The sequence below is a fragment of the Baaleninema simplex PCC 7105 genome, assembly GCF_000332355.1.
Classification (GTDB): Bacteria; Cyanobacteriota; Cyanobacteriia; order Cyanobacteriales; family Geitlerinemataceae; genus Baaleninema; species Baaleninema simplex.
Window position 1 is genome coordinate 1,928,834 of the sequence record NZ_KB235958.1, and the last position, 23,341, is coordinate 1,952,174.

23 protein-coding genes are annotated in these 23,341 nt (G+C 52.7%); 9 read left to right on the top strand and 14 right to left on the bottom strand.

Annotated features, from left to right (window positions below):
• Positions 1-19: 19 nt before the first annotated feature.
• Together GEI7105_RS0110650 and GEI7105_RS0110655 are read right to left on the bottom strand one after the other, a co-directional pair.
• Positions 20-505, bottom strand: a complete 486-nt coding sequence (locus tag GEI7105_RS0110650) for a hypothetical protein (protein WP_017660450.1) — start codon at positions 503-505, stop codon at positions 20-22.
• Between the two features lie 51 nt (positions 506-556).
• On the bottom strand, positions 557-1,876 hold the full coding sequence (locus GEI7105_RS0110655; RefSeq protein ID WP_017660451.1) for an FAD-binding oxidoreductase: 1,320 nt from the start codon (positions 1,874-1,876) through the stop codon (positions 557-559).
• A gap of 33 nt (positions 1,877-1,909) precedes the next feature.
• Between GEI7105_RS0110655 and hppD the strand changes: the two genes are divergently transcribed.
• Positions 1,910-2,962 (top strand): 4-hydroxyphenylpyruvate dioxygenase, encoded by a 1,053-nt coding sequence (gene hppD / locus GEI7105_RS0110660; RefSeq protein WP_017660452.1) that lies wholly within the window; start codon positions 1,910-1,912, stop codon positions 2,960-2,962.
• A 309-nt stretch (positions 2,963-3,271) separates the two neighbouring features.
• Positions 3,272-5,266, top strand: coding sequence for a potassium channel family protein (locus tag GEI7105_RS0110665; protein ID WP_017660453.1), 1,995 nt, complete (start codon positions 3,272-3,274; stop codon positions 5,264-5,266).
• A gap of 283 nt (positions 5,267-5,549) precedes the next feature.
• On the opposite strand, the gene GEI7105_RS0110670 is transcribed toward GEI7105_RS0110665, so the two are convergent.
• The 3 genes from GEI7105_RS0110670 to tyrS all read right to left on the bottom strand — a co-directional run bounded on the left by GEI7105_RS0110670 (position 5,550) and on the right by tyrS (position 9,993).
• Complete coding sequence (locus GEI7105_RS0110670; protein WP_017660454.1) at positions 5,550-7,340, bottom strand: DMT family transporter; 1,791 nt, start codon at positions 7,338-7,340, stop codon at positions 5,550-5,552.
• Positions 7,341-7,793: 453 nt separating this feature from the next.
• The gene (locus GEI7105_RS0110680; protein ID WP_017660456.1) at positions 7,794-8,759 is read right to left on the bottom strand and encodes a thermonuclease family protein; all 966 of its coding nucleotides are present in this window, start codon (positions 8,757-8,759) and stop codon (positions 7,794-7,796) included.
• 22 nt (positions 8,760-8,781) lie between these two features.
• Positions 8,782-9,993: a tyrosine--tRNA ligase gene (gene tyrS, locus GEI7105_RS0110685; protein ID WP_017660457.1), complete on the bottom strand. Its 1,212-nt coding sequence runs from the start codon at positions 9,991-9,993 to the stop codon at positions 8,782-8,784.
• A 285-nt stretch (positions 9,994-10,278) separates the two neighbouring features.
• Between tyrS and GEI7105_RS0110690 the strand changes: the two genes are divergently transcribed.
• Complete coding sequence (locus GEI7105_RS0110690) at positions 10,279-12,201, top strand: transglycosylase domain-containing protein (protein WP_017660458.1); 1,923 nt, start codon at positions 10,279-10,281, stop codon at positions 12,199-12,201.
• Positions 12,202-12,225: 24 nt separating this feature from the next.
• Here GEI7105_RS0110690 and GEI7105_RS0110695 read toward each other — a convergent pair whose 3' ends face one another.
• Positions 12,226-12,552 (bottom strand): DUF1825 family protein, encoded by a 327-nt coding sequence (locus GEI7105_RS0110695; RefSeq protein ID WP_017660459.1) that lies wholly within the window; start codon positions 12,550-12,552, stop codon positions 12,226-12,228.
• A 282-nt stretch (positions 12,553-12,834) separates the two neighbouring features.
• Between GEI7105_RS0110695 and tsaB the strand changes: the two genes are divergently transcribed.
• A complete protein-coding gene (gene tsaB / locus GEI7105_RS0110700; protein WP_017660460.1) occupies positions 12,835-13,476 on the top strand; it encodes a tRNA (adenosine(37)-N6)-threonylcarbamoyltransferase complex dimerization subunit type 1 TsaB in 642 nt (213 codons plus the stop codon).
• A 9-nt stretch (positions 13,477-13,485) separates the two neighbouring features.
• Here tsaB and GEI7105_RS0110705 read toward each other — a convergent pair whose 3' ends face one another.
• From GEI7105_RS0110705 to GEI7105_RS0110715, 3 genes are all read right to left on the bottom strand, one after another.
• Positions 13,486-13,971, bottom strand: a complete 486-nt coding sequence (locus GEI7105_RS0110705; RefSeq protein WP_017660461.1) for a VOC family protein — start codon at positions 13,969-13,971, stop codon at positions 13,486-13,488.
• A 61-nt stretch (positions 13,972-14,032) separates the two neighbouring features.
• Complete coding sequence (locus tag GEI7105_RS0110710) at positions 14,033-15,220, bottom strand: TRC40/GET3/ArsA family transport-energizing ATPase (protein WP_026097577.1); 1,188 nt, start codon at positions 15,218-15,220, stop codon at positions 14,033-14,035.
• Between the two features lie 77 nt (positions 15,221-15,297).
• Complete coding sequence (locus GEI7105_RS0110715) at positions 15,298-15,684, bottom strand: C6orf136 family protein (protein WP_017660463.1); 387 nt, start codon at positions 15,682-15,684, stop codon at positions 15,298-15,300.
• Positions 15,685-16,064: 380 nt separating this feature from the next.
• Between GEI7105_RS0110715 and GEI7105_RS0110725 the strand changes: the two genes are divergently transcribed.
• Both GEI7105_RS0110725 and GEI7105_RS38375 read left to right on the top strand, forming a co-directional pair.
• Positions 16,065-16,664 carry a peroxiredoxin gene (locus GEI7105_RS0110725; RefSeq protein WP_017660465.1) on the top strand — a complete coding sequence of 200 codons (600 nt, stop codon included), beginning with the start codon at positions 16,065-16,067 and terminating at the stop codon, positions 16,662-16,664.
• 570 nt (positions 16,665-17,234) lie between these two features.
• Positions 17,235-17,402 carry a hypothetical protein gene (locus GEI7105_RS38375; RefSeq protein ID WP_158413189.1) on the top strand — a complete coding sequence of 56 codons (168 nt, stop codon included), beginning with the start codon at positions 17,235-17,237 and terminating at the stop codon, positions 17,400-17,402.
• Between the two features lie 15 nt (positions 17,403-17,417).
• Here GEI7105_RS38375 and GEI7105_RS34755 read toward each other — a convergent pair whose 3' ends face one another.
• Both GEI7105_RS34755 and lepB read right to left on the bottom strand, forming a co-directional pair.
• Positions 17,418-17,549 (bottom strand): transposase, encoded by a 132-nt coding sequence (locus tag GEI7105_RS34755; RefSeq protein WP_342662820.1) that lies wholly within the window; start codon positions 17,547-17,549, stop codon positions 17,418-17,420.
• A gap of 21 nt (positions 17,550-17,570) precedes the next feature.
• The gene (gene lepB, locus GEI7105_RS0110730) at positions 17,571-18,158 is read right to left on the bottom strand and encodes a signal peptidase I (protein WP_017660466.1); all 588 of its coding nucleotides are present in this window, start codon (positions 18,156-18,158) and stop codon (positions 17,571-17,573) included.
• A gap of 113 nt (positions 18,159-18,271) precedes the next feature.
• Here lepB and GEI7105_RS0110735 point away from each other — a divergent pair, with 113 nt between their 5' ends.
• Positions 18,272-19,591 carry a dihydroorotase gene (locus GEI7105_RS0110735; protein ID WP_017660467.1) on the top strand — a complete coding sequence of 440 codons (1,320 nt, stop codon included), beginning with the start codon at positions 18,272-18,274 and terminating at the stop codon, positions 19,589-19,591.
• A 157-nt stretch (positions 19,592-19,748) separates the two neighbouring features.
• Here GEI7105_RS0110735 and GEI7105_RS29995 read toward each other — a convergent pair whose 3' ends face one another.
• The 3 genes from GEI7105_RS29995 to GEI7105_RS0110745 all read right to left on the bottom strand — a co-directional run bounded on the left by GEI7105_RS29995 (position 19,749) and on the right by GEI7105_RS0110745 (position 21,003).
• Positions 19,749-20,027 (bottom strand): hypothetical protein, encoded by a 279-nt coding sequence (locus GEI7105_RS29995; protein ID WP_017660468.1) that lies wholly within the window; start codon positions 20,025-20,027, stop codon positions 19,749-19,751.
• Between the two features lie 171 nt (positions 20,028-20,198).
• Entirely contained in the window at positions 20,199-20,723 is a 525-nt protein-coding gene (locus GEI7105_RS30000; RefSeq protein ID WP_144053751.1) for a hypothetical protein, read from the bottom strand.
• 91 nt (positions 20,724-20,814) lie between these two features.
• Positions 20,815-21,003 carry a hypothetical protein gene (locus tag GEI7105_RS0110745; RefSeq protein ID WP_017659702.1) on the bottom strand — a complete coding sequence of 63 codons (189 nt, stop codon included), beginning with the start codon at positions 21,001-21,003 and terminating at the stop codon, positions 20,815-20,817.
• A gap of 404 nt (positions 21,004-21,407) precedes the next feature.
• On the opposite strand from GEI7105_RS0110745, the gene GEI7105_RS0110750 reads away from it, so the two are divergent.
• Positions 21,408-22,583 (top strand): response regulator, encoded by a 1,176-nt coding sequence (locus GEI7105_RS0110750; RefSeq protein WP_017660470.1) that lies wholly within the window; start codon positions 21,408-21,410, stop codon positions 22,581-22,583.
• Between the two features lie 354 nt (positions 22,584-22,937).
• Positions 22,938-23,303, top strand: coding sequence for a response regulator transcription factor (locus GEI7105_RS0110755; protein WP_017660471.1), 366 nt, complete (start codon positions 22,938-22,940; stop codon positions 23,301-23,303).
• The last annotated feature ends 38 nt before the right edge of the window (positions 23,304-23,341 follow it).

Sequence of the window (23,341 nt, forward strand, 5' to 3'; positions counted from 1 at the left end):
CCCGCCCAGAGGAGCGTTATCACGAACTTTTGTCTTGAGAAGTTTCTGAAGTCGTTTCTAAAGGAGTTTTTACGGTTGTCTCGTCGGACTCGGAACTTTCGGAACTGGTGACAGTCACCGTTTCGTTAGCTGGAAGGGGTTCGATCTCCTGAATCGGTTGGGGATCGTTTTCGATTCCTAACTGTTCTTTAGCCCGATCGATCGCGAAAGCGGTTCCCGACGAACTCGCCGACAGGAGGGCTTTTCCTGCTTCGTTAAACAGATTTTCGTGGTTGCGTTTTTCTTGATTTTCATACCAAACCTTAGCGTTTCGCCCGATTTGGGTAGCGTATCCCCATCCCCAGACGAAAATGAGAAATACTAAGCAGAACATCATCCACAACAACAGGGCGGTTTCTTTAATGATGTTCCAAGTCAGTTGGAAGGCTTTGGAGTAAGTTTCGCCGGTGTTGGGGGAAAAGACGAGTTCTCCCACAGTGGCGAATTGGGTTTTGAGTTTATTCATCGATTAAAGCTCCATGCAGTATCGATCGACAGTAATATTTCAACGATAAATCTAAACGATAAACCGTTTCGGACTCAATCGGTTCTGAGGATCGAACTTGGCTTTAATTTGCTGCATGGCGGTTTGGGCGTTTCCGACATAGCCCCAAACGTCGAGTTGGCGTTTGAGAGATTGGGGGGCTTCGAGAATTGTCAGGAAGCCGCTGTTGTTTTGGAGGTGGTGTCGCAGGTTCAGCAAGTTCGAGGTTGTCGCCAGCGGCGTGGGAACGCGAACTCGCCCTAAACCGCATCCGGCGTGAACCACAGCGATCGCCTCTCCGCGAAATTGTTCGTCGAGATACTGCAACGCAGCCACGGCTGAGGTGGGTCGTATTCCTATTTTCGCGAGAACTCGAGTTTCGGGAGCGTCGGTTTCAATCAGAATTCGCGATCGCTCCCATAAGTCGGTTTCTGATTTCGCTTCGGCGTCGTCGCGGTAACTTGTCGCCGTCAACCCCAGGGTTTCGCCGAGTTCTCGAACGCGATCGATCTGCTGTTGGACACTTTCGGCGACGCTTTGGAAGCGAACCAACACCCCGAAACCGCTTCCCAATTCCAAGGATTTGACAATTCCCGGTGACAGGAGATCGATCGCCGTGGGAACTAACGCCGAAGTTAAAATCGTTTTTGTGACATTGGCGATCGCCTCAGCCTCTCCACAGAGGGCGATGGTTGCAGAAGTTTCGGGAATCGGATACAAGCGAAACGTTAGCTGTGTCGCGATCGCCAAAGTTCCGTAAGAACCCGTCAGAAGTTTCATCAAATCGTAGCCAGCGACGTTTTTCACCACTCGCCCCCCCGCTTTGACGATTTCCCCATCCGATCGCACAAAGGAAATCCCAATCAGGCGATCGCGAACGCTGTTATATCGCTGTCGCCAACTTCCCATATCCCCCGTGGCGACGATTCCCCCGAGGGTAGCGTCGTCGGGATAACTCGGATCGAGGGCGAGAAATTGTTGAGATTGCGCCAAAATTGAATTGAGATGGCGTAACGTCGCTCCGGCTTCGACGGTGAGGGTGAGATCGCCGACTGCGTGTTCGACGATGCGATCGAGCCGTTTCGTACTGACCACCACCTCGACATCTTCGACGACGCCGCCCCAGTGCAGTTTACTCCCGTTTCCCATCGGTAACACCCGCCAACCCTGGCGATGACACGTCGCCATCACCGTCGCTAACGTCTCTGAGGTTTTGGGATAAACAATACAAGCAGGTGGATTCCCAGCGATCGCCCGTTGGAGACGCTGACGGGAAGTTTCCTCGAGAGTTTCCCAAGTACAAACGCTGTCTTTGTCGAGGAGTCGTTCGAGTTCCGGTGTAATTTCGCCCATTCCCTACCGAGTCTGTCGAGTTGTTATAGAAATATGGTACAGATCGACCACGTCCACTTCTACGTTGAAGATGCAAAAGCCGTTCGCGAGGATTTCGTCAAACGCCTGGGATTTCTCGCTGTGGGGGAACAGACGACAGACGACACCCACACGGAAATTCTGCAAACGGGGGGTTTGCGGTTTTTACTCTCGTCACCGCTGAACGAAACCAGTTCGGTCGCCGCGTATTTAAAACAACATCCCCCAGGAGTTGCTGATGTAGCGTTTCGGGTTCGGGATTTAGAAAAAATTCTCGATCGCACGACGCGATCGCCTCGCCCGCTTTCCCGATTTCCCGTTCTCGAATCGCCCACCGTCAAACACGAAGAACGTCGCAGCCAAATCGCCGCCTGGGGTTCGTTGCGTCATACGTTAATCGAAGGATACTGTGAAGTTGAAACCTCTGAAGCGGGGACGTTTGAGGCGATCGATCATCTGGTTCTCAACGTCGAAGCGATCGCGTTTTCCCAAGCCGTCAACTGGTATCGAGACATTTTCGGATTTGTCCCCAAACAGCAATTTTCTATCGCTACCGATCGCTCGTCGCTGCATTCCCAAGTTATGGTACATCCCGAAACGGGGGTTCAGCTTCCCATCAACGAACCCACCTCGGAAAATTCCCAAATTCAAGAGTTTTTAGAGTTCAATCGAGGTGCAGGACTTCAACATATTGCTTTAAAAACCCCTGATATTTTGAAAACCGTTTCTCGGATGCGTCGAGCGGGGGTCGATTTTTTAGAAGTTCCTGACACTTACTTCGATCGCGTTTGTCGAAAACCGGGGTTTAATTTAGATTTTGAGGAGTTCGAGCATATTCGACAACAAGAAATTCTCGTCGATTGGACACCGTCTAAAAAGCCTGCTTTTTTACTTCAGACGTTTACGAAGCCCATTTTTCCTGAGCCGACATTTTTCTTTGAAGTGATTGAAAGACGTATGGGAATTTATGATGACGAAAAACGGGAAGCCAAAGGATTTGGCGAAGGTAATTTTAAAGCATTATTCGAGGCGATCGAGCGTCAGCAACTTCAGCGTGATTTCGAGTAAAGTGCGTTAGGCAAAGATAGAATTTAATACAAGCCATAAAAGATAATTTTCACCGCAAAAAAACAATTTAACAGAGGAATTTTAAAAACATAAATTATATCAAATTGGAGTCTCTGAATTGAATTGAGCTGTTGTTGGGTTTCGCGATCGCTTCACCCCTGGGCGGCAGCGTTGCTGAAGTCCAACCTACCCCAGACTCATGTTTTTACATCCATTGAGATGCACCCAACACGTTACCCTTCCTCGATCGATCGCCGGCCACCAATGCCATAATCAGATCGACGATCGACCCGCTTTTAATTTCGGCTGATGTCGGACGATGCACTCCCCGAACTCGACCTTTTCCTCGTGTGTGGCTTGGGAAGCATGGGACAACAGTGTGTCGTAGCACTCAAAGACTTCGGTGTGCGCGTTATCGGAATCGAACTCACGCAACCGAGTTACTGGGACATCCCCAACCTGCCCGAGTTGCTCGACGATCTCATTATCGGCGATTGTCGTCAGAACCACGTGTTCGAGCAAGCCCAAATCCACCGCTGTCGCGCCGTTCTCCTCGTCACCAGCGACGAAGCCATCAACATCGAAACCGCCCTCGCCGTGCGTCGCCTCAACCCCCACACTCGTCTCGTGGTGCGATCGGCGAAAGACACCCTCAACCAACTTTTGCAGCGACAACTGGGTAACTTCATCGCCCTCGAACCGACGCAACTTCCCGTGACAGCCTTCGCCTTAGCTGCCCTTTCCGCCAAAACTTTAGGCTTTTTCAACCTCGACGGAACCTGGCTGCGGGTGGTACGCCGCAAAATCGAACCGTCTCATTCCTGGTGCGGGCGCAGTCTCCACGAACTCAACAGCCGGACTCAACGGATGTTAGCCCATTCGGGCAACTGGCAAGATACCGCCGAACCGTTCCACTGCTGGCATCCCGAAACCGAGATTTGTCCTTCAGACGTAGTGGTGTACGTCGAAACCACCGATCGCTGGACGTTTCGCCGCCCCAGAAACCGAAAGAGCGATCGCCTCGAGTCTCCCTGGCGTCGCTTCTACCCCCACGCACTCAAACGCCTGTGGGTCAAAATTTGGTCGAATCCCAGCGATCGCGCGTGGCGAGTGGCGATCGTCTGCGGAATCACCGTGTTCGCCTTGTTGGGAATCGGAACGGTACTGTTTCATCGCTACTATCCCGAAACCACTTGGATGTCAGCATTTTACGCCACGGCGATCCTGCTTCTGGGGGGCTATTCCGACTTATTCGGCGACTTTACCCCCCTCCCGTTCGACATTCCCCACTGGTTGCAATCCTTCGGACTTCTACTCACCTTAGCGGGAACGGCGTTCGTGGGGGTACTCTACGCTCTCCTCACCCAAGCCCTACTCTCGGCGCGATTTCAGTTTCCCCAACAACGCCCGCCCCTTCCGACGCGGGATTTCATCGTTATCGTCGGTTTGGGACGCGTGGGGCAGCGAGTCGCAGCTCTGTTACAGTCGTTCCAACAGGCGATCGTCGGCGTTGCCTTCAACACCGATCTCGATCCCCAAATCCTCCCCCAAATTCCCCTGTTAATCGGTTCCCCTCGGGAAGTGCTACCGAACGTCAACTTCGCCGACGCCCAAAGCGTTCTGGTGTTAACCGACGAAGAAATTACCAACACTGAAGTCGCCCTTATCGCCCGAGAAGCCAATCCGAAAGTCCGTTTAGCTATTCGCACCCAACACCAACGTCTCAGCGAAGATTTAGCGCAGTTGTTTCCCACCGCCCAAATTATCTGTGCTTACGCTGTCGCTGCCGAAGCCTTTGCTGGGGCAGCGTTCGGGGAGAAGATTCTCAGTTTGCTGCGTCTTAACGATACGACGGTGTTGGTGACGGAGTATCGAGTCGAAGCTAGGGATACTCTCAACGGGTTGATGTTGGCGGATGTCGCCTACGGGTATGGGGTGGTTCCGTTACTGCACCAGCGATTCCGAGGTTCGTCGAAGTTGATGCCCCTCGACGATATCGTGTTGGAAGTGGGCGATCGCCTGGTCGTGTTAGCCACTAGCGAAGGCTTGCGCCGCGTCGAATACGGCGATCGCTCTCGATTCGATCGCAACACCCGGATTCGCGTCACTCGCGCCATTACTCCCGATAGTGCCTTTGAAGGGGCTAACGCCATTTCCCGCATCGCCGGGTACAGTCTCAAAGAGGCGCGAGAGATCTTCGATCGCCTCCCAACAACCCTACCGACGCCCCTCTATTCCCATCAAGCCTGGCGCTTACTCCGCGCCTTGTATCAAGCCAGAGTGGACGCCCAGATCGTCAGGTGAATCGAGGACTCAAGCTTGCCTCCGATCCCGGAGATCCCCGGCATCTTGGAGATGCCGGGGATCTGGCCTGAGTTCTTTAACAGATTTTATGTCTTTTGTCAATCCCCGATCTCGAAAAGTTTTCTGTACCACTGAGGGCTTAGCGGTGCAGAAAACTCAGAAGGGTCGTAGGAAAGGGTCGTAGTAGACCTCTACATTTGGTGTGGGTAAGGCTTAATCGCGTAAGTCCAGATCGGTTAACTGTTTTCATGGGTGAGTCGCGACCGATCGCTGCTGACTGCGGCTATTTCTTCGAGAGGAATATTCGCTCCAAACTCAATCCCACGACCCCCGCCGTCACGATAAACATTCCAACAATTTGGTCGATGGCGAGTTCTTCGCCGATGATAATCAAGCCAAACAGTGCCGTTAAGGCCGGGCCGACTGCACCGACGATCGAGGCTAACGCAGCACCAGCATACTTGATCGCGAAGTTGTTGAGGACGTAACTCACCAGCGTCAGCGCCCCAAGCCAAATCCCACCGCCAATTAACGCAGTGAAATTGTCTTGCGGAACTTCGATACCCCAGTTGGCGATCGCCGCGACGAACAGTCCCAAGAACGAAAAGACGAACACCGTCGAAAAATTCGCCCAGCTAAAGGGAATCGGGTGTAACTGTTTCCCACATAGCTGCGTCAGCAATACGTATCCGGCAAAGGCGATCCCGGAACCGACTGCGGTAAAACTCCCCAGCAAAAACCCGCTTTCACTGAGACCGGCACTCGAAAAAACGCTGAAGAAGTCGGGAACCGTCGTAATACTCCCGAACAAAATCACTGCCATGATGACGCTGCGAATGGCTGTAGGTTTGGCGCCAAAGAACACCCACGCCCCGAGAACGGTGGCTACGGGGAAAATAAAGAATAGAGTAATCGCCACTGCCGTCGGGATGTTACCGATGGCAATGTAAATCAAGACTTGGGACAAAAACAGAGCAAAACCGCTTCCGGCCACTTGAGATTGCAGCTTACGGTTTTCCGGCCGTAAAAACTGCTGGATATCTTGCCACCATTGCGGATAAAGCTGATTCGCCAAGATGGGCATGAGCAACACCACAACCACCATGCGGAGAAACAGAATCAGCATGGAGTTGCCCAAGCTCGGCGTAATAATGCCGCCCCAGTCAAACAGTCCGAAAATCGTCCGTTCGCTGAGAATGACTTTGATGCTGATGTTAAACAGCGACAGAACGGCAGCATAGGCCAGTGCCAGCAACAAACCCGTTCGGACTTGAGAGGGAGCCGTGGGTGCAGTCGGTGGCTTGTCTCGAGGAGGGGGGGCAACTTCTGCGTCTACCTCGGTAACGGGAGAGTCAACCTCACCGCGATCGCTCCGGGTCGGCGCTGTTTGACCGTCACTAGACGGGGGAGTGGGGGACGGGGAAACAACGGAACTGCCTTGAGGCAGCGACACAGAACCGTTTGCCGGTTGGGGAAGTGGCGGTACGCGAATCGCTTCGTCTCGGAGTTCGTGACTCAGACGACTGACGAGGGTGTCGAGAATGGCTTCCCCTTGTTGTTGCAAGGTGTGGAGGCGATCGAGATGTTGGCAGAGATCGCTGCGGTAGCTGTCGAGTTCTTGACGCAGTCCGCTGTAGCTGCGGTGGAAGCTGAGATCGACGGAGTCGCGCAATCGGTCGGTTTGAGAGTTCGGCGGCGGATCGACCGTCGCCAGACGCTGTCTCACCAGTTCTTCGACTCGTGAAGAGAGTTGGTCTTCGAGGTTTCCCGCCACCAATTGCGCCAGTTGCCGCACCCACGCCTGACGGTCTTCTTCGGTTTCCAGTCCTCGAGTCGGTTCTGAACTTGAAGGGGGAACTTCAGGGGCAAGCTGTTGTTGCCGGGTTTCGAGATCGGAAATATCGCTCAGCAGTCGTGTTTTTTCCGATTGGAGACGGGTGACGTCTCGCGTTAGCTGAACGATCAGATCTTGCTGGAGATGCTTGAGATCTTGGGTCAGTGCCGCCAAGAGAGTTTCGACGGTGCGATCGTTGACGGTCTCTCCGTTGGTCAATTGTGGTTCCCTTTGCTCCATCAGTGTTTACCCTATAGTCGTAAAGGCGATCGATCGGACGACGGCTCGACAGCAGCGCGGCTACCCCGAGCGCGGGTGGTACGGTTCCCTAGCCATGATAAACGCTTCGCTGCGTTGCTTCTAGCGAGCGGCTGGGGAGATGAGGAGATCGGGAGATGGGGAGATGGGGAAAAACCGTCAACTGCCCACTGTCCTCACTGTTCGCTGTTCGCTGTTCACTGTAAAAGGGGAACGCAACAGCAACCAACTCGTTTTTAGGGAATTGACGGAAAAACCCGCATCTTCTCGAGGAAGGCGCGGGTTTGTGGCGTTTTGCAGTTTTGAAACGAGATTGATGAAATAGAGTTTACTAAATCAGTTTGTTAAATTTTGTTTTAAATTCAGCTTTCAAGCCAGTTTCTACATTCTAAACGCAAAATGTAAAGAAATTTATCAAGCCTAGTTTACAATTCTTTATGAGACAGATTGCTGGGGATAATCGATCGCCCGATCGCCGCGAGGATCGGACTCGGCCAACAGTGGCGGCACGTCGGACAGTTGCGAGAGTTCCCGCAACACGATCTGAGGCAGGCCGCGGTGCATGGTCACGCGACCGCGTATGTAAGCATAGCCGCGCCCCCGTCCGGCATAGCGAGAGACGATCGCGCGGACTAACATCGGGCCGTCAGAACTCGAAGCCGTCGGAATCCATAACTTCAAGGGAAACAATCGCGATCCGGTAAACACGATCGCCCCCCCTTCGACGCGCTTGCGGATGCCCCCCTGCAAATCGCAAAAGACCCAAATATCGCGATGGGTGTCGATGGCGTCGAGAAGCTGGGGATAGTCCAGTTGAATCGAAATTGCCGTGCTTTGAGAACCGAGGCGTCGGAACTCGTCGATAATCGAGGCGCGATACGCCCACCACGCCACCAAACTGCTGTAATTGCGCGACGCTCCGTTTTCGTTCACGTCTGGGTTCCAAATCCCCCGTTGATGAATTTGGGCGTCGAATTCAGCCTGAGTGAAGGCGCGATCGTACAGTCGCGATCGCCCATACTTCGTAAAATACGGACTCCAGCCTTCTTCAATCAAATACAGGTTGTAGAGACTGTCGCCTCGGTGGACGTAACACACCAAACGGCTACAGTTACCGCGATGCGCCTCCAAACAGACCTCCGGGGGATCGTCGGTATCGAATTCCAAATCCACGCGACACAACTGGCCGTTGGGCTGCGTAAAATAATCCCGCGCCAGTTTCGCCGAGGCCAACCCCGCCTCCGTTACCGGTTTTGCCGTTTCCGGGGACGGATGGGGCGTACTTTCTTCCGTATCGACGCAAATCAAACGCACGAACTCTTGTCGGCCGTCGATACGAACTTCGATCGTATCGCCATCGACCACTTGCGTTACTTGGACATTGTGGATTCGAGTTCCCACTGTAACCGTTCCAATGTCGCGCTTATTTCACCAAGCGCACGAACTTCTTCTTCCCGACTTGCAACACTTTCCCGTCGAGTTGCGCGATCGCCTCGAACGATAGGTTAACGTCAGAGATGCGATCGCCGTCTAACCGAACCGCGCCCCCTTGAATTTGACGCCGCCCTTCTCCACTACTTTTACACAAGCCGCTGGCGCTCAAAATATAAAAGAGCTTGGCGGGAAACTCCACTTCAGCCAAGGAAAACTCGGGAACGGCTTCTTCAGTTCCCGACGTACTGCCGCCCACGAGGGACATCGCCGCCTGTTGCGCCTCCTTGGCCGCTTCTTCTCCGTGATACTGCGACACGATATCGATCGCGAGAAACTTCTGCCGTTCTCGGGGATTTTCCGGCAACCGATCTAACGGAAGTTTCGTCAACAACTCGAAATACTGCTCGATTTGCGCGTCCGGCGTTTTTTCTAACTTCGAGTACATCGACAGAGCGTCCTCTTTCAACCCGACGTAATTGTTCAACGACTTGGACATTTTCTGCGTTCCGTCGGTGCCGATGAGAATCGGAAGCAGCAAGCCGAACTGGGGCTTTTTCCCAAAATGCCGCAACAAATCCCGTCCGACAGCCAGGTTGAATTTTTGATCGGTTCCCCCGAGTTCGACATCTGCCGCGATCGCCACCGAATCGTATCCCTGCATCAACGGATAGAAAAACTCGTGTAAGTAAATGGGATTGCCTTTCTCGTAACGTTGGGCGAACCCCTCTTTCGCCAACATTTGCCCGACGGTCATCGTCCCCAGCAACTCAAGGGTTTTCGCTAAATCCAACTCCGAGAGCCATTCCGAGTTATAGCGAATTTCCAACCGTCCCGGCGTGTCGAAATCCAAAATCGGCCGCAGTTGTTCGAGGTAGGTATTCGCGTTGTGTCGCACTTCCTCAGAGGTGAGTTGGCGACGAACCTCTGATTTCCCCGTTGGGTCGCCGATGCGAGCGGTAAAATCGCCAATAATGACGACAGCGGTATGGCCGGCGTCCTGAAACGCCCGCAACTTGCGAAACGGGATACTGTGACCGAGGTGTAAGTCAGATCCCGTGGGGTCGATGCCCAATTTGACCCGCAACGGGCGATCGGTTTTCGCTAAAAGGGCTTCGAGATTTTCGGTTGCGTCGTCGGAGTCGGGAACGTGGGGAAAAATTTCCTCCGTTCCCCGGTACAACCAAGACAGGTCGGAAGTCATAGTGGGTCTGGTGTGGGTGCAGCTATTCAAAACACGGCGATCGCACAGCCGAAGCGATCGCTTAGAATTGAGTTCGTTATCATAACAGATTAACTCTGTCAGACGGGCATCGTGTTTTAGAGAAACAGCTCGCCCGTCGTTTGTCCGAGGGATTCGACAGCGAGATCGATCTCAGTTTCGCCTCTCGAGCGATCGGCGAAACTATAGTGTAAAGTATGTCCAGTTCCAAGCTGTCGGTCTCGCGATCGTCGAACGAAGTACGTCCGTGGAGGAGGGAAAACCGCCGTGTCAACGAACGCTGTTCGAGAAAAAAAACCGCAAATTCCCGTGCGGCTTTTCCAATTCGTCCAATCGGTGGGAAAGGTAACGGCGAGTACCCTATTGGGAACCACGTTGTTAGGCAGTTCTGTCGTTGCTGGCGGACTGGTGGGGTTGGCGATCAGTTTCCGCAACCTTCCCGACGTGCGGGTGCTGCGTAGCTATATGCCCACGGAAACCAGTCACGTCTACGACGTTAACGGAGAACTACTCTACAGCATTCACGACGAAGCCAACCGGGAAGTCATCCCCCTCAACCAGATTTCTGATAACTTGAAACTGGCAGTTCTCGGCATCGAAGACAGTCATTTCTACATTCACCAAGGCATCAACCCCGGTGCTGTGTTGCGGGCGTTTTTAGCGAACTTGGAATCGGGAGAAACTGTCGAAGGGGCGTCTACCCTAACGATGCAGTTGGTGAAGAACCTGTTTCTGACGCCGGAACAGACGTTTAGCCGGAAAGTGGCCGAAGCGGTTCTCGCGATTCGTATCGAACAAATTCTCGAGAAAAACGAACTGCTCGAGCTGTATTTGAACCAAGTGTACTGGGGTCACAACCTGTACGGTGCCGAAACGGCCGCACAAAGCTTTTTCAACAAGTCGGCGCGCGATTTGACGTTGGCGGAAGCGTCGATGATGGCGGGGTTGATTCAAGCCCCCGAAGAGTTCAGTCCTTTTACGAATTACAAGTTAGCCAAGCAGCGTCAGGCGATCGTTCTCAACCGTTTGGTCGAACTCAAGTGGATTACGCCGCAAGAGGCGCAGGACGCCAAACAGCAACCGCTTCGCTTGGGACAAATTACTTCGTTCCAGACCAGCAAAGCGCCTTACGTCACGGAAGCGGTGGTCAAGGAACTCACAGAGCGGTTCGGACGCGATGCCCTGCTCAAAGGTGGAATGCGCGTTCAAACCACGGTCGATCTGAAAATGCAGCGCATGGCGGAACGCACGGTGCGGGATTGGCACCAGCGGCTGTACGAACAAGGGCTGTATTACAGTTACGAAGAAGGCCAGATGGCCTTGGTGGCAGTCGATCCGAGGACGCATTTCGTGAAGGCGATCGTTGGTGGGTACGATTACGACGCCAGCCAGTTCAACCGCGCCACGCAAGCTCGCCGCCAACCGGGATCGTCGTTTAAGCCCTTCGTGTACTATACGGCCTTCGCGACGGGGAATTACGGGCCGGAGTCCCCCGTGAACGACAGTCCGGTGAAGTATCCCGACGGGGATGGATACTATATTCCTCAAAACTATGGGGGCAGTTTTTCGGGAACGGTCAGTATTCGCAAGGCGATCGAGGTTTCGCTCAACATTCCGGCAGTCAAAATCGGTCAGGAAGTTGGGTTGAATAAGGTCATTGAAATCTGTCGGGTTCTGGGAATTGAAAGCCCCATCGATCCGGTGATTTCGCTGCCGCTGGGATCGGTGGATTTGACGCCGTTAGAGATGGCGGCGGCTTACGCCACGTTCGCCAGTAACGGCTGGCAGTCGGAGACGACCCTCATCGCTCAGGTGACCGACAGTGCGGGCAATATTATGCTCGATAACACGCCGAAACCGAGTTTGGTTCTCGATCCTTGGGCGACGGCTTCGCTGAATAGCACGCTGCAAGGCGTCATCGAGCAAGGCACGGCGACTAATGCGAAGATCGGACGACCTGCTGCTGGGAAAACTGGAACCACGTCTTCGGAACGAGATATTTGGTTCGTCGGTTACGTGCCACAACTGGCGGTTGCAGTGTGGGCGGGGAACGATAACAACGCCCCCCTCGGCTACGGTGCAACGGGTGGCGGGTTCGTCGCTCCGGTGTGGCGGGATTTCATGCAGCAAGCGCTGGCGAACGAGCCGGTGGTGGAGTTCAAGTCTCCGACAGAGTTCGATCGCCCCTAAAGCAGTCCTCGAGAGGACGAGTGTTTAATTCGGATTTTTTTCGAGTTCGGTTTTCATCCGTTCGAGGGTTTCGTGCATCCGATCGAACATTTGTTGGGGCGTAATTCCGAACTGGTTGAGTTGGGTGTTGAGCTGTTGTACGGTCATTTGAGCCATGAAGTCTTCTGACAGCTCGAATCGCTTCATGAAAACGCGATAGCGCTCCATCATTTCTTCCATGCGATCGATATACTGCTTTTTGCCTTCTCGATCGAATTTGCCGTATTTACTGCCGAGTTGTACGAGGGCTTGATAGTCCTCAAACAATTGTTTGGCCTCTTGTTGTACGATTTCTGAATCGAAAAAACCCATTGCAAACGTCCTGTTTGAAATTGCCAATTTAAACGAGTCGAAACTGACTGCCTCTGGACTCGAAACTCAGTAAAAAATTGAAGGTCGGCTCGAGCAAACCGTTCGGTTTTCGATCGCGACCGACAGGGTACGAGCTACTCTTATTTTATGACAGTTTAAAGACTCCGTTCCAATGTTAGGAGGTTGGGAAAACCCAACCCCGACAACTCGCACGAAAACTCTCGTGCGATAACGAAGACTGAGATAACGAGAACTGGAAACAGGATACCTGACGATCGCAGAATGACCCAAGACTACGGTTTCGCTTTACATACCACCACCGCACGACTCGGTTTGGCCGTTGACAACTTTCGCGGTGACAGCCGCTGCCAAACCTGGGATCTCGGCCGGGGACTGTCAACTCACTTACACGTCACCCTGGCGGAGTTTCTCCCGCCTCAAACTTGGCTCGATATTGGGTTCGTAGCTGTAGCGAAAGGCCCCGGTAGCTTTACGGGGACGCGCATCGGTGTCGTCACGGCCAGAACGCTCGCCCAGCAGTTAGAAATCCCGCTGTTCGGCATTTCGACGCTGGCGGCGGTGGCGCGATCGCACGGTATGACGCACCCTGATGTGGGGGAGGCGATTCATTTAGCCGTCCAACTGAACGCCGCCCGAGAACAACTGTTTACGGGGATTTATCGCGTCGAACCTTCTGGCGAGACGGCAGTTTTTCAAAGCGATCGCGTCTCGACCGCCGATGCGTGGCAACAGACCCTCGACAACTTGAAGACGCCCTACACCCTCGTTAAAGCTGACGAAACGACCCTCGCTCGCTCGACCGACAGTGTTCTCGCTCTGGCTTATCTCGAATACCGACAGGGGAAACGCCCTCATTGGTCGGACGTGGTTCCGTTTTACGGACAGCATCCCGTGCGATCGTAAGTTTTTTTCTCATGACTCTTCGACGGCGGGATCGCAGCGAATTTCGATGAGAAAGCCGTCGGGATCGTAAAAGTACACGCCACGTCCCGTTGGGCGACTCACCGGCCCGTGAGAAATGGGGACGTGGTGCTGACGCAAGACTTCCACCGCGCGATCGAAGTACTTTGGATGAATATCAAAGCCGATATGGTTCGCCCGAGTAAATTCGCGCGTCGGATCGGGATCGGGAGGCGACAGTTCTGGTTCTGCAAACAAATCCAGAATCAGACCGTCTGGAGTCACGAAGTTCGCGACTTTACCCGATTTCGACAAGCTTCTAAGCGTCGCCGGAATTTCGTTTCCCGTCAACTCGCGCAGTCCCAGCATTTCACCGTAAAACCACCGCGAGGCTTGGATGTCTTTCACGTTGAGGGCTACGTGATGGACGCGCCGCAGCGTACCCGGAAGTAGCGTGGGTTTCGCAACATTTTTCGTAACATTTACAGAGGATTTCATGACCCATTACCGACCGTTCTGCTCTACTTCTAGTCTACTCTGAATGTCCGTCAGACGAGTCTCAAACACGAGCAGCTTCAGTAAACTTAATTTTGAGATAGTCGTCCTCCATTTTTGCACCCGAGGGTTGGAGCGCAGCTAAGGCTTGTGGCAATACTAGATTTCGGCGATGGTTGCCGATCCGAACGTTGAGTTCGTCTCCCGTCTTCGACAGTTGAATTTTGTCTTTCGGCGTACCGGGAAGATACAGTTCTAAGCAGTAATAGTCGGGTTTCTGGACGACTCGAATTGTATTTTCTCGGTAGTAAACTTGACTGGGATCTTCATCGCCATAAAGCGTATTTTTCAGACGTTCTAAGGCTTCGAGTCCGCACATTTCTTGAGAATAAAGCGGCACTTCTTTGACGGGGAGCGGGTTGAAATTTTGGTGGATTTCTGCTTTATACTGCTGCTGTTGTTCTTTCCACTGTTGGAAAAACGGATCGTTGACGCTGTCGGGCAAAATTCGGTTGGCAATTACCAAATCCGTCGCGACGTTGTACAGGCTCAAATAGGCGTGGGCGCGAAGAGATTCTTTGATGACCATACGTTCGGGGTTCATCACCAAACGTACTGTGGTTTTGTTGGAGTCGGTGAGGACTTTTTCGAGTTCTTCGATTTGTTGGTAAAACTCGTAAGGGGCGTCCATCACTTCTTTGTCGGGGAGAGAAAAGCCAGCGATGGGTTTGAACAGCGGTTCGACGAGGGGACGCAGCGCGACGGAAATTCCCTGTAGCGGCTTGTAAAACCGTCTCATGTACCACCCGCCGACTTCGGGAATGCTCAACAGACGTAATGCGGTTCCGGTCGGAGCTGAATCGACGATCAGCACGTCGTACTCGCCTTCGTCGTAGTGGCGTTTCATTCGGACTAACCCGAAAATTTCATCCATTCCGGGGAGAATAGCCAGTTCTTCGGCTTGGACGCCTTCGAGTCCGCGAGCTTGTAAGACTTGGGTGATGTAGCGTTGAACGGCACCCCAGTTATCGGCCAGTTCGACCAAGGCGTCGAGTTCGGCACCCCACAGGTTATCTCTCACCGGACGCGGTTCGTGGCTCAGTTCCATGTCGAAACTGTCAGCCAGGGAATGGGCGGGGTCGGTACTGAGTACGAGGGTTTTGTATCCGAGTTCGGCGCAGCGCAATCCCGTTGCGGCGGCGACTGAGGTTTTCCCGACGCCACCTTTCCCTGTCATGAGTATGATTCGCATCGTCCGGTTCCTTTTGTGAGAATCGCTACATACTTCTTTACTCTAGCGGTTTTCTTGGGATTCGGTAATGCAACGAATTACGGTTTTCCGATGGGGAAGTGTTGCTTGACGACATCCCATTTGGAGCAGTTCCAGTAGTCGATGTGGCTGATGATTTTTCCGGTGTCGTCGAGTTGGAGTTCGCTCCAGCCGGGGATGGAGATGCGGGGATTCCAGGGAAGCGGTGAGTTCCAGTGAAGCGTCCAGCGGGTTTCGATGCGGTTGTCGGTGCGATCGCTACTGTGTAAGTCCAGTCGTATGTTTTTGAACCACGTGCGGATGAAGTCGATGTTCTGGCGGTAGCGATCGCGTCCGCGAAACTGGTTGAGGGGATCTCGGAAGTATACGTCCTCTGCGTAGATGTCGTAGGTTTGGTGTTCGGGGAAGTTTTGGTAGTCCCGTTTGACGATTTCGAGGATGTCCATAGTTAGAAGTTACGGTGGAGGCGATCGCTCTCAACCCGGTCGAGCGATCGAGAGGGGTTACTGAGATAGACAGTCGGGTTTCGCGGTGCGTGCGACCCAAACCCTCGAGTTGGGTCTGCTGGGATCTTAACCTGGAGCGATCGCGAACTCGGCTCGATTTTGTGTCGGGTCAAATCCTCGTTAAACTAGCTGGCGAGGATAGACAGAGACCGAGCTAGCCCGACGAGCCTCGGGCGATCGCTTGAAAAAATATCTCAAAATCGTTATGACTATGATAGAGTTGTAACAGTTCGTAACTCACAGTCGTCACGAACAGGACGCGCGATCGCCAGTGCGATCGCAGCCGTCACGGTCTGGAGAAATAATAGGAGAAAATATCAATGACTCAAGAAGGATGCCTGCGCGTCGGTCAAGCCGCCCCCGATTTCAGCGCGACGGCGGTGGTCGATCGAGAATTCAAAACCATTAAACTGTCTGACTATCGCGGCAAATACGTCGTTTTGTTCTTCTATCCTTTAGATTTCACCTTCGTCTGTCCGACGGAAATCACGGCGTTCAGCGATCGCTACGAAGATTTCAGCAAGCTGAATACTGAAGTGCTGGGTGTTTCCTGCGACAGCGAATTCTCCCACCTGGCTTGGATTCAAACCGACCGCAAATCCGGCGGTGTCGGCGACCTCAACTATCCTTTAGTGTCCGACTTCAAAAAAGAAATCAGCTCGGCCTACAACGTCCTCGACCCCGATGCAGGTGTGGCGCTGCGCGGTCTGTTTATCATCGACAAAGACGGTATCGTCCAACACGCCACCATCAACAACCTGGCCTTCGGTCGGAACGTGGACGAAACCCTGCGGACACTGCAAGCCATTCAGTACGTCCAAGAACACCCGGACGAAGTTTGCCCGGCCGGTTGGACTCCCGGCGAACGGACGATGAAACCCGATCCCGTGGCTTCTAAAGAGTACTTCGCCGCGATCTAGTTCGACGGTTTCAACGCGAACTGCGCGAAACTCCTCGAGAGTGAGAAACCCCAACGCGACCCGTTATCGAAAATTTTGGGTCTAAAACCCCGCCCCTTCGACTTAGCTCAGGGCAAGCCTTCTAGGGCGGCTTTACAGTACAATAGACGTGAATGGTTAAACTGGCTAACGAAACCCAAGTTAGTAAGTTTGCCTAAAACTCCAATTGAATTGGAATTTTGGCGGTGGGACACACCGTTACAGCCTGTGAAGCGAGTGTAAGACTTGAAGGATCTCGATCCGGAGAGCAACTGCGAAAAACTCGAGAGAGAAGGAAGCAGGAACCCAAATCGCGAGGCTTCGCCGTGAGCGTCAGCCGAACGGTTTGGGAATCACCGTCCTTCCAGGGCGGTGAGGATGTCAAAAGCCTGAAAACGGTGGCGCTTTCCTGACGCATCGGGAAAACGCGACGGACGACCTCGGTTTCAGAAAGTGAGCAAGTTACGCTCGTTCTCCTTTCCGCGAGTCAACCCCCCCAAGGCGGGAGTTCGGATAAAAGGTGACACCATTCGATTTTCGAGAATCGGCGAAATGAAGATCGTCGTTCACCGCCCGTTTCCCGATGGGTTTGTTCCTCGAACCTGTACGGTCGTCAAGAAGGCTGATGGTTGGTACGTGGGGATTACGCTCAAGGACGGCATCGTTCCCGATCTATCTCCCCCTTTGCCCCCCTTCCCAAGGGGAGGTGGGGGGGGATAATCGCTACACATGGGGTCAATGCCTGACGACCTGAGTTGACAGTTTGTGCAAGAAATCTGAGCGTGTATCGGCGATTTGGTTGTGTAGCTTAGTCATATGGAGTCTAGTTTTGTTTCTCCACTTTGACCCCTTCTGTTGACGTGCCAACTCACGTACCGTTAACTAACCCTACGAATCGGGGGCTTCCCCTTCGATGGGTACTTCTAATTCGTCATACTCCGGTTTCGGGCCGATTTGTCCCAAACGATGCGGCGGCCAGAATCGCGCCACCGCACGCCCGATAATCAAATCCCGAGGGACGAAGCCCCAATAATGACTGTCGTAACTGTTATTGCGGTTGTCCCCCAACACCAAATACTGATCGGCGGGAACATAAACCGGGCCGTACACGTAATCCGGGGCGGCGGCGATATAGTTTTCCTCGAGGGGTTCGTCGTCTATATAAACGATACCGTTGCGAACCTCGATCTTTTCTCCCGGTAAGCCGATCACCCGCTTGATGAACGCATCCTTAAACTTATGCTTGAGGGTTTCGGTGGGGTTAAACACTACAATGTCCCCCCGTTGGATGTCGCGGAAGTGATAGCCGATTTTATCCACGATCAGGCGATCGTTGATTTGCAACGTCGGTAACATCGACCCCGAGGGGATATACCGGGCTTCGGCAACGAAAGTCCGAATTCCCAAAGCCAGAACTGCGCTGATGCCGAAGGTTTTTAACGCCTCTGTCCAAGGGTTTTCTGCGTGACGAGTCATATTAAGTCGTGTCGGGTTGAGGAAACGAAACTACGGCGCTAGACTTGAGCCTACCGTCCAGTATACTCTGACCCATACGAGTGCTGCTGAGGTCGAAATCGATCGCTAACATTATGGCTAATATTACCCCGCTTCTGATTCGCAACGCCCGCGTCCTGCTGCCGGGCGATCGCTTCGAGGAAACTGACGTTTATTTAGAAAACGGGCGCATTTCCCGCATCGAACCGAACATCACCGCTACAGACAACGTTCGTGTTATCGATGCGGCGGGATTGACGCTGTTACCGGGAGTTATCGACCCGCAAGTGCATTTCCGCGAACCGGGGTTGGAATATAAGGAAGACCTGTTTACCGCCAGTTGTGCCTGTGCTAAGGGTGGCGTCACCTCGTTTCTGGAGATGCCCAACACGAAACCCCTCACTTCAACGCAAACGGCACTCGACCAAAAGTTAAAACTGGCCTCCGAGAAATGTTTGGTCAACTATGGCTTTTTCATCGGGGCGACGCCAGAAAACTTACCGGATTTGCGCGAAGCCAACCCCACCTGCGGCATTAAGATTTTTATGGGGTCGATGAAAGGTCCGCTGCTGGTAGACGACGAAGCGGCCTTAGATGCCATTTTCAGCCAGGGCGATCGCCTCATTGCCGTTCATGCCGAAGATCGAACCCGCATCGAGGAACGCCGCAAGCTGTTTGAAGGACGACACGATCCGGCGGTTCACACGGAAATTCAAGACAACGAAGCGGCTCTCATTGCCACGAAACGGGCGTTGCGTCTGTCTAAAAAATATCAACGTCGCCTCCACATCCTTCATCTGTCTACGGGAGAGGAAGCGGAACTGCTGCGTCAAGACAAACCGGAGTGGGTGACGGCGGAAGTCACGCCCCAACACCTCGTTTTAAACGTGAGTGCTTACGAAACCCTGGGGGCGAAAGCGCAGATGAATCCGCCGCTGAAGTACCCTCGCGATAACGAGATTTTATGGCAGGCGTTGCACGATGGCGTTATCGATTTTATTGCCACCGACCACGCCCCCCATACTTTAGAGGAGAAATCCCGCCAGTATCCCGATACCCCCTCGGGGATGCCGGGGGTGGAAACCTCGCTTCCGGTGATGTTGACTCAGGCGATGGCGGGACGCTGTACCGTCGAACAGGTGTCGCGGTGGATGTCTGCCAATCCAGCGAAGGGATACGGCATCCCCAATAAAGGAGCGATCGAAGTGGGATACGACGCCGATGTGGTGTTGGTGGATTTGGAGAATTACGCCCCGGTATTGGCGGAGAACTTAGCCACGAAGTGCGGTTGGAGTCCCTTTGAAGGATGGGAGTTGACTGGGTGGCCGCAATATACCATCGTCGGCGGTCAGGTGGTGTTCGATCGCGGCGTTCTCGACACGACGGTTCGAGGCAAAGCATTAACTTTTGTGTAGATATTTGTCGCGTTTTCCCGTCTTGTTAATTTTTGTAGCCAAGTCGGGAAACTTTATAACAAATTGTTACGAATATCTCGTCAGATTTACGAGGTTTGACGGTGGAAATTGAGGGCTAAACCTGGGAGCATCTATTTTAAGTAATGAGTAAAAATACTTAAGCCAACTCGCGATTGAGATAAGCACAGCGTAAACGCAACATGGGATTGACATTCTCTCGATTCCACTGCGCTCCGGAAATCTTCATTCTCAAACCAATGCGTTTAATAGTCGATTCAACTTCCCCCGAACCAATGACCTGGCCGTTTTCCTGGCGTTGGGCATAATTCGGTAAGCGATGAGAATGGCGCTCTATATAGTTGAGGAAGTTGACCACTTCTGGAGTACGCCACTGGCCGAACTCGGCCCCCGCGGCTTCGACCTCACCCTGCCACAAATGCTCTCGTACCGCTTCTAACCCACATTCCGCACTTCAATTTGTAGTATGTTCGGTTAATCTGTCAAAGTTTTATGTAGAAAGCCTTATCAAAATCGTAGGTAAAAATACATACTACACAAGTTATTGAAAATTAATTTCAACAACGAAGGCTGTAATGTCCTTTTTTCGTTAAAAATCTTGTTGTAGTATGTTTGTGGTGCGGAATGTGGGTTCTAAACGTTGGTTTGAACCCCCAACCCGATGCAGATTTTCTATCAAGTGATACCAGTCGAGGATTTCCTGGCGTTGGGATTCCTTGAGGCAATCACGAGCCAAATTCCAGACACCGGGATGACCGTCGGCCACGACACTCACCGACTCAGCCCTTGGCTGTTGGCGTACCCAGTCGGCCAATTGAGCGTTGTCTTGAAAGACGGCGGCACAAACCTGTCCGTGTAGAGCAATGGCTTTGTAGTCGCGCCAGAGACTTTCTTGTCCTTTAGGGGTGCGTAGTCGCACCTTGCCACCATCAACACTCATTTCCCTCACCGAGTCTTGGCTTTGGCTCAATGACAGTGCGTTTTGGCGGGCTTGGCGATGCTGAGTGCCGTGAGAAACCTTGACCCCAGTCAGGACTTCGATATCGACTTCAGCGTTAGCGAAGGATTCGTTGGCACAAAGGAGCAACGAACAACGTTCTAGATGAGGACTCACTCGTGTGCGGGGCTTAACCTTTAAGCGTTTGGCTTGATTACTGGTTAGGGAGACTTCTCCAATACAGCTCCTAATTTTTCGTTCTCGTCCGCTACGAGTCTGGCTGCTTTGGGCAAAAAAATAGGGCCAGTTCCGGGCCAAGGGTTTCGAGCCAGTGGTCGCGCAGGCTCAGCTCGATGCTCTCGAAGTCTTGGACTTTCTCTTTAGGGGTATTTTGGTACAGGATATCGGCGATCGTCTCGGCAGCTTGTTTGAGTTTTTGACGTTCTTCTGGGGTCATTGACGACTGGGGAATGCTTTCCTCTCTATTCTCGAACCTCTGTCAATGCGTATTTCTACTCATTGCCTTAACTAGATGCTCCCCTAAACCTCCGTAAAACCACCGTTTTTTATTGCGGCTTTCTCGGAAAACAACCTGAAGTTGGATGCGTAAGTGTATTGAATTTTATAAAGAGAGGAGGTGGAATGGGGATCGCCCTATTGTGAGGAGAAGAGAAGAATCGGGGTATAATACAAGCTAGATAAGAACAGAACAAAAGTCGGTCTATCTTTCTTTTCAGATTCTTCTGAGCTGAAAAGTTACTCATCCTGTTGATAAAGACAAATTTAAACGAACCCAGGCAGGATTTAACCGATCGAGTCAGCGATACAAAAAGATTTTTTTAGAAAGTTCGGTAAGGCGGCATGACAGTGACGGTGGCCAAACAACAAACTGCGACGCGCTTAATTCCCCAGCTCGCGCTTCAATCGCAACAGCAACTGACGGGTCAACTCGACATCCAAGCTAACAATGGCGAGGGGTGGAGCCTGTTTTTTTGCGTGGGACGTCCGATCTGGGCAACCTGTAACTCTCGCCCCGTGCGTTGTTTGCAGCGACAGCTCCAGCGTCATAGCCCACAGGTTGAGTTCGACAATCTCGCCATTCGCGATACCGACGATCGCTTTTTCTGCTGGAACTATAAAGTGATTTGGGTGCTGTACAAGCACCAATGTATTTCTAAAGATATGGCGGTCGCGATTATCGAAAATTCCGTGACTGATGTGTTATTCGATATTCTGCAGGCCGAGCGCCAAGGGACTTTAACCTTTAACGCGACACCTCGCGAAGCCCTAACTATGCTGAGAATGCAAATTGTGGCGCTCAATCTCAAAAATGCTCTAAAAAAAGCAAAACAGGCATTTCAAGCTTGGAGCGAAGCGGGATTAGCCCCAGTGTCTCCGAACTATCGCCCGATTCTCAAAGACTTAGAACAATTACAAGCCCATACTTCTGTAAAAATTTATCAACAGCTCGTCAGAAAAATTGACGGCGAGCAGACGTTACGCGAACTGGCCGACTCGCTCGAGATCGATTGTCTGCGATTGACGAGATCGCTGCGCCCCTATCTTCAAAAAGGTTGGATCGGACTGCAAAAAGCATCTGACATCCCACGGCCGAGCCAACCCAACAAACCGCCATCTCACCGGAAGGCGGCCGAACGTCGCCAACCGCCGCTCGTGGCTTGTGTAGACGACAGCCCGCAAGTCTGCAAGCAGCTCGAAGCGATTTTGACGGAAGCGGGATATCGTTTCCTCGGGATTACCGACTCGGTACAAGCCCTACCGATCCTGCTCGAACACCGACCGGATCTCATTTTTCTCGATTTAGTGATGCCAGTTGCTAACGGATACGAAGTCTGTACCCAACTGCGGCGGATGTCACAATTCCAGAAAACGCCGATCGCGATTTTGACGGGGAACGACGGCGTCGTCGATCGCGTGCGAGCCAAAATGGTGAAAGCGAGCGACTTTCTCTCGAAACCCATTAACGCTGAAAAAGTCCTCGAAACGGTCAAGCGATTGCTGGCTGTGACGGCGTGAGAGAGCGGAGCCGGGGAGAGGGGGAGAGGGGGAGAGGGGGAGAAACTATTAACTGTTCCCTGTTCCCTATTCCCTGTTCCCTGTTTGCTGTCTTCCCTATTCCCTGTTCCCTGTTCCCTGTTCCCTATCTTCACTGGTGACTGGTGACTGGTGACTGGTGACTGGTGACTGTCTTCACTGGTGACTGAAACACTGCTCGTCTCCTCCCCTCTTTATCTCCTCGTGCGGGCAACCCGTTTTTTGCTAACTTAGACATGACATCGATCGCGCGATCGGCTTTAAAATTTACCCCGCGCGACATCGATCGTCCTCACTCGTGCCGTTATCATTCACCACAAGATCGGGTTTATCTAAATGAGTACCATTTTAGTCGTAGAAGACGGAATTACCGATCGCGAAGCGATTAACCGATACCTCAAACAAAACGGTTTCAACGTCATTAACGCAGAAAGCGGCGAAGAAGCCTTAGAAAAACTCAACAGTAACAAACCCGATGCGATCGTAATCGACGTGATTTTACCGGGGCAAAGTGGTTTCGAGTTGTGTCGAGAACTCAAAACCGATCCGAAAACGAAAAACATTCCCGTCATCATTTGCTCGAGCAAAAATACAGACGTCGATAAAACCTGGGGAAATATGCTCGGTGCCGACGCCTACATCACGAAACCCGTTGACGAAACCCTCTTGCTTCAAACCGTGCGCCAATCGATCGCCGCTTGAGCCGTACGGCGGTTTTCCCTTACTGACGACCTTCCGAG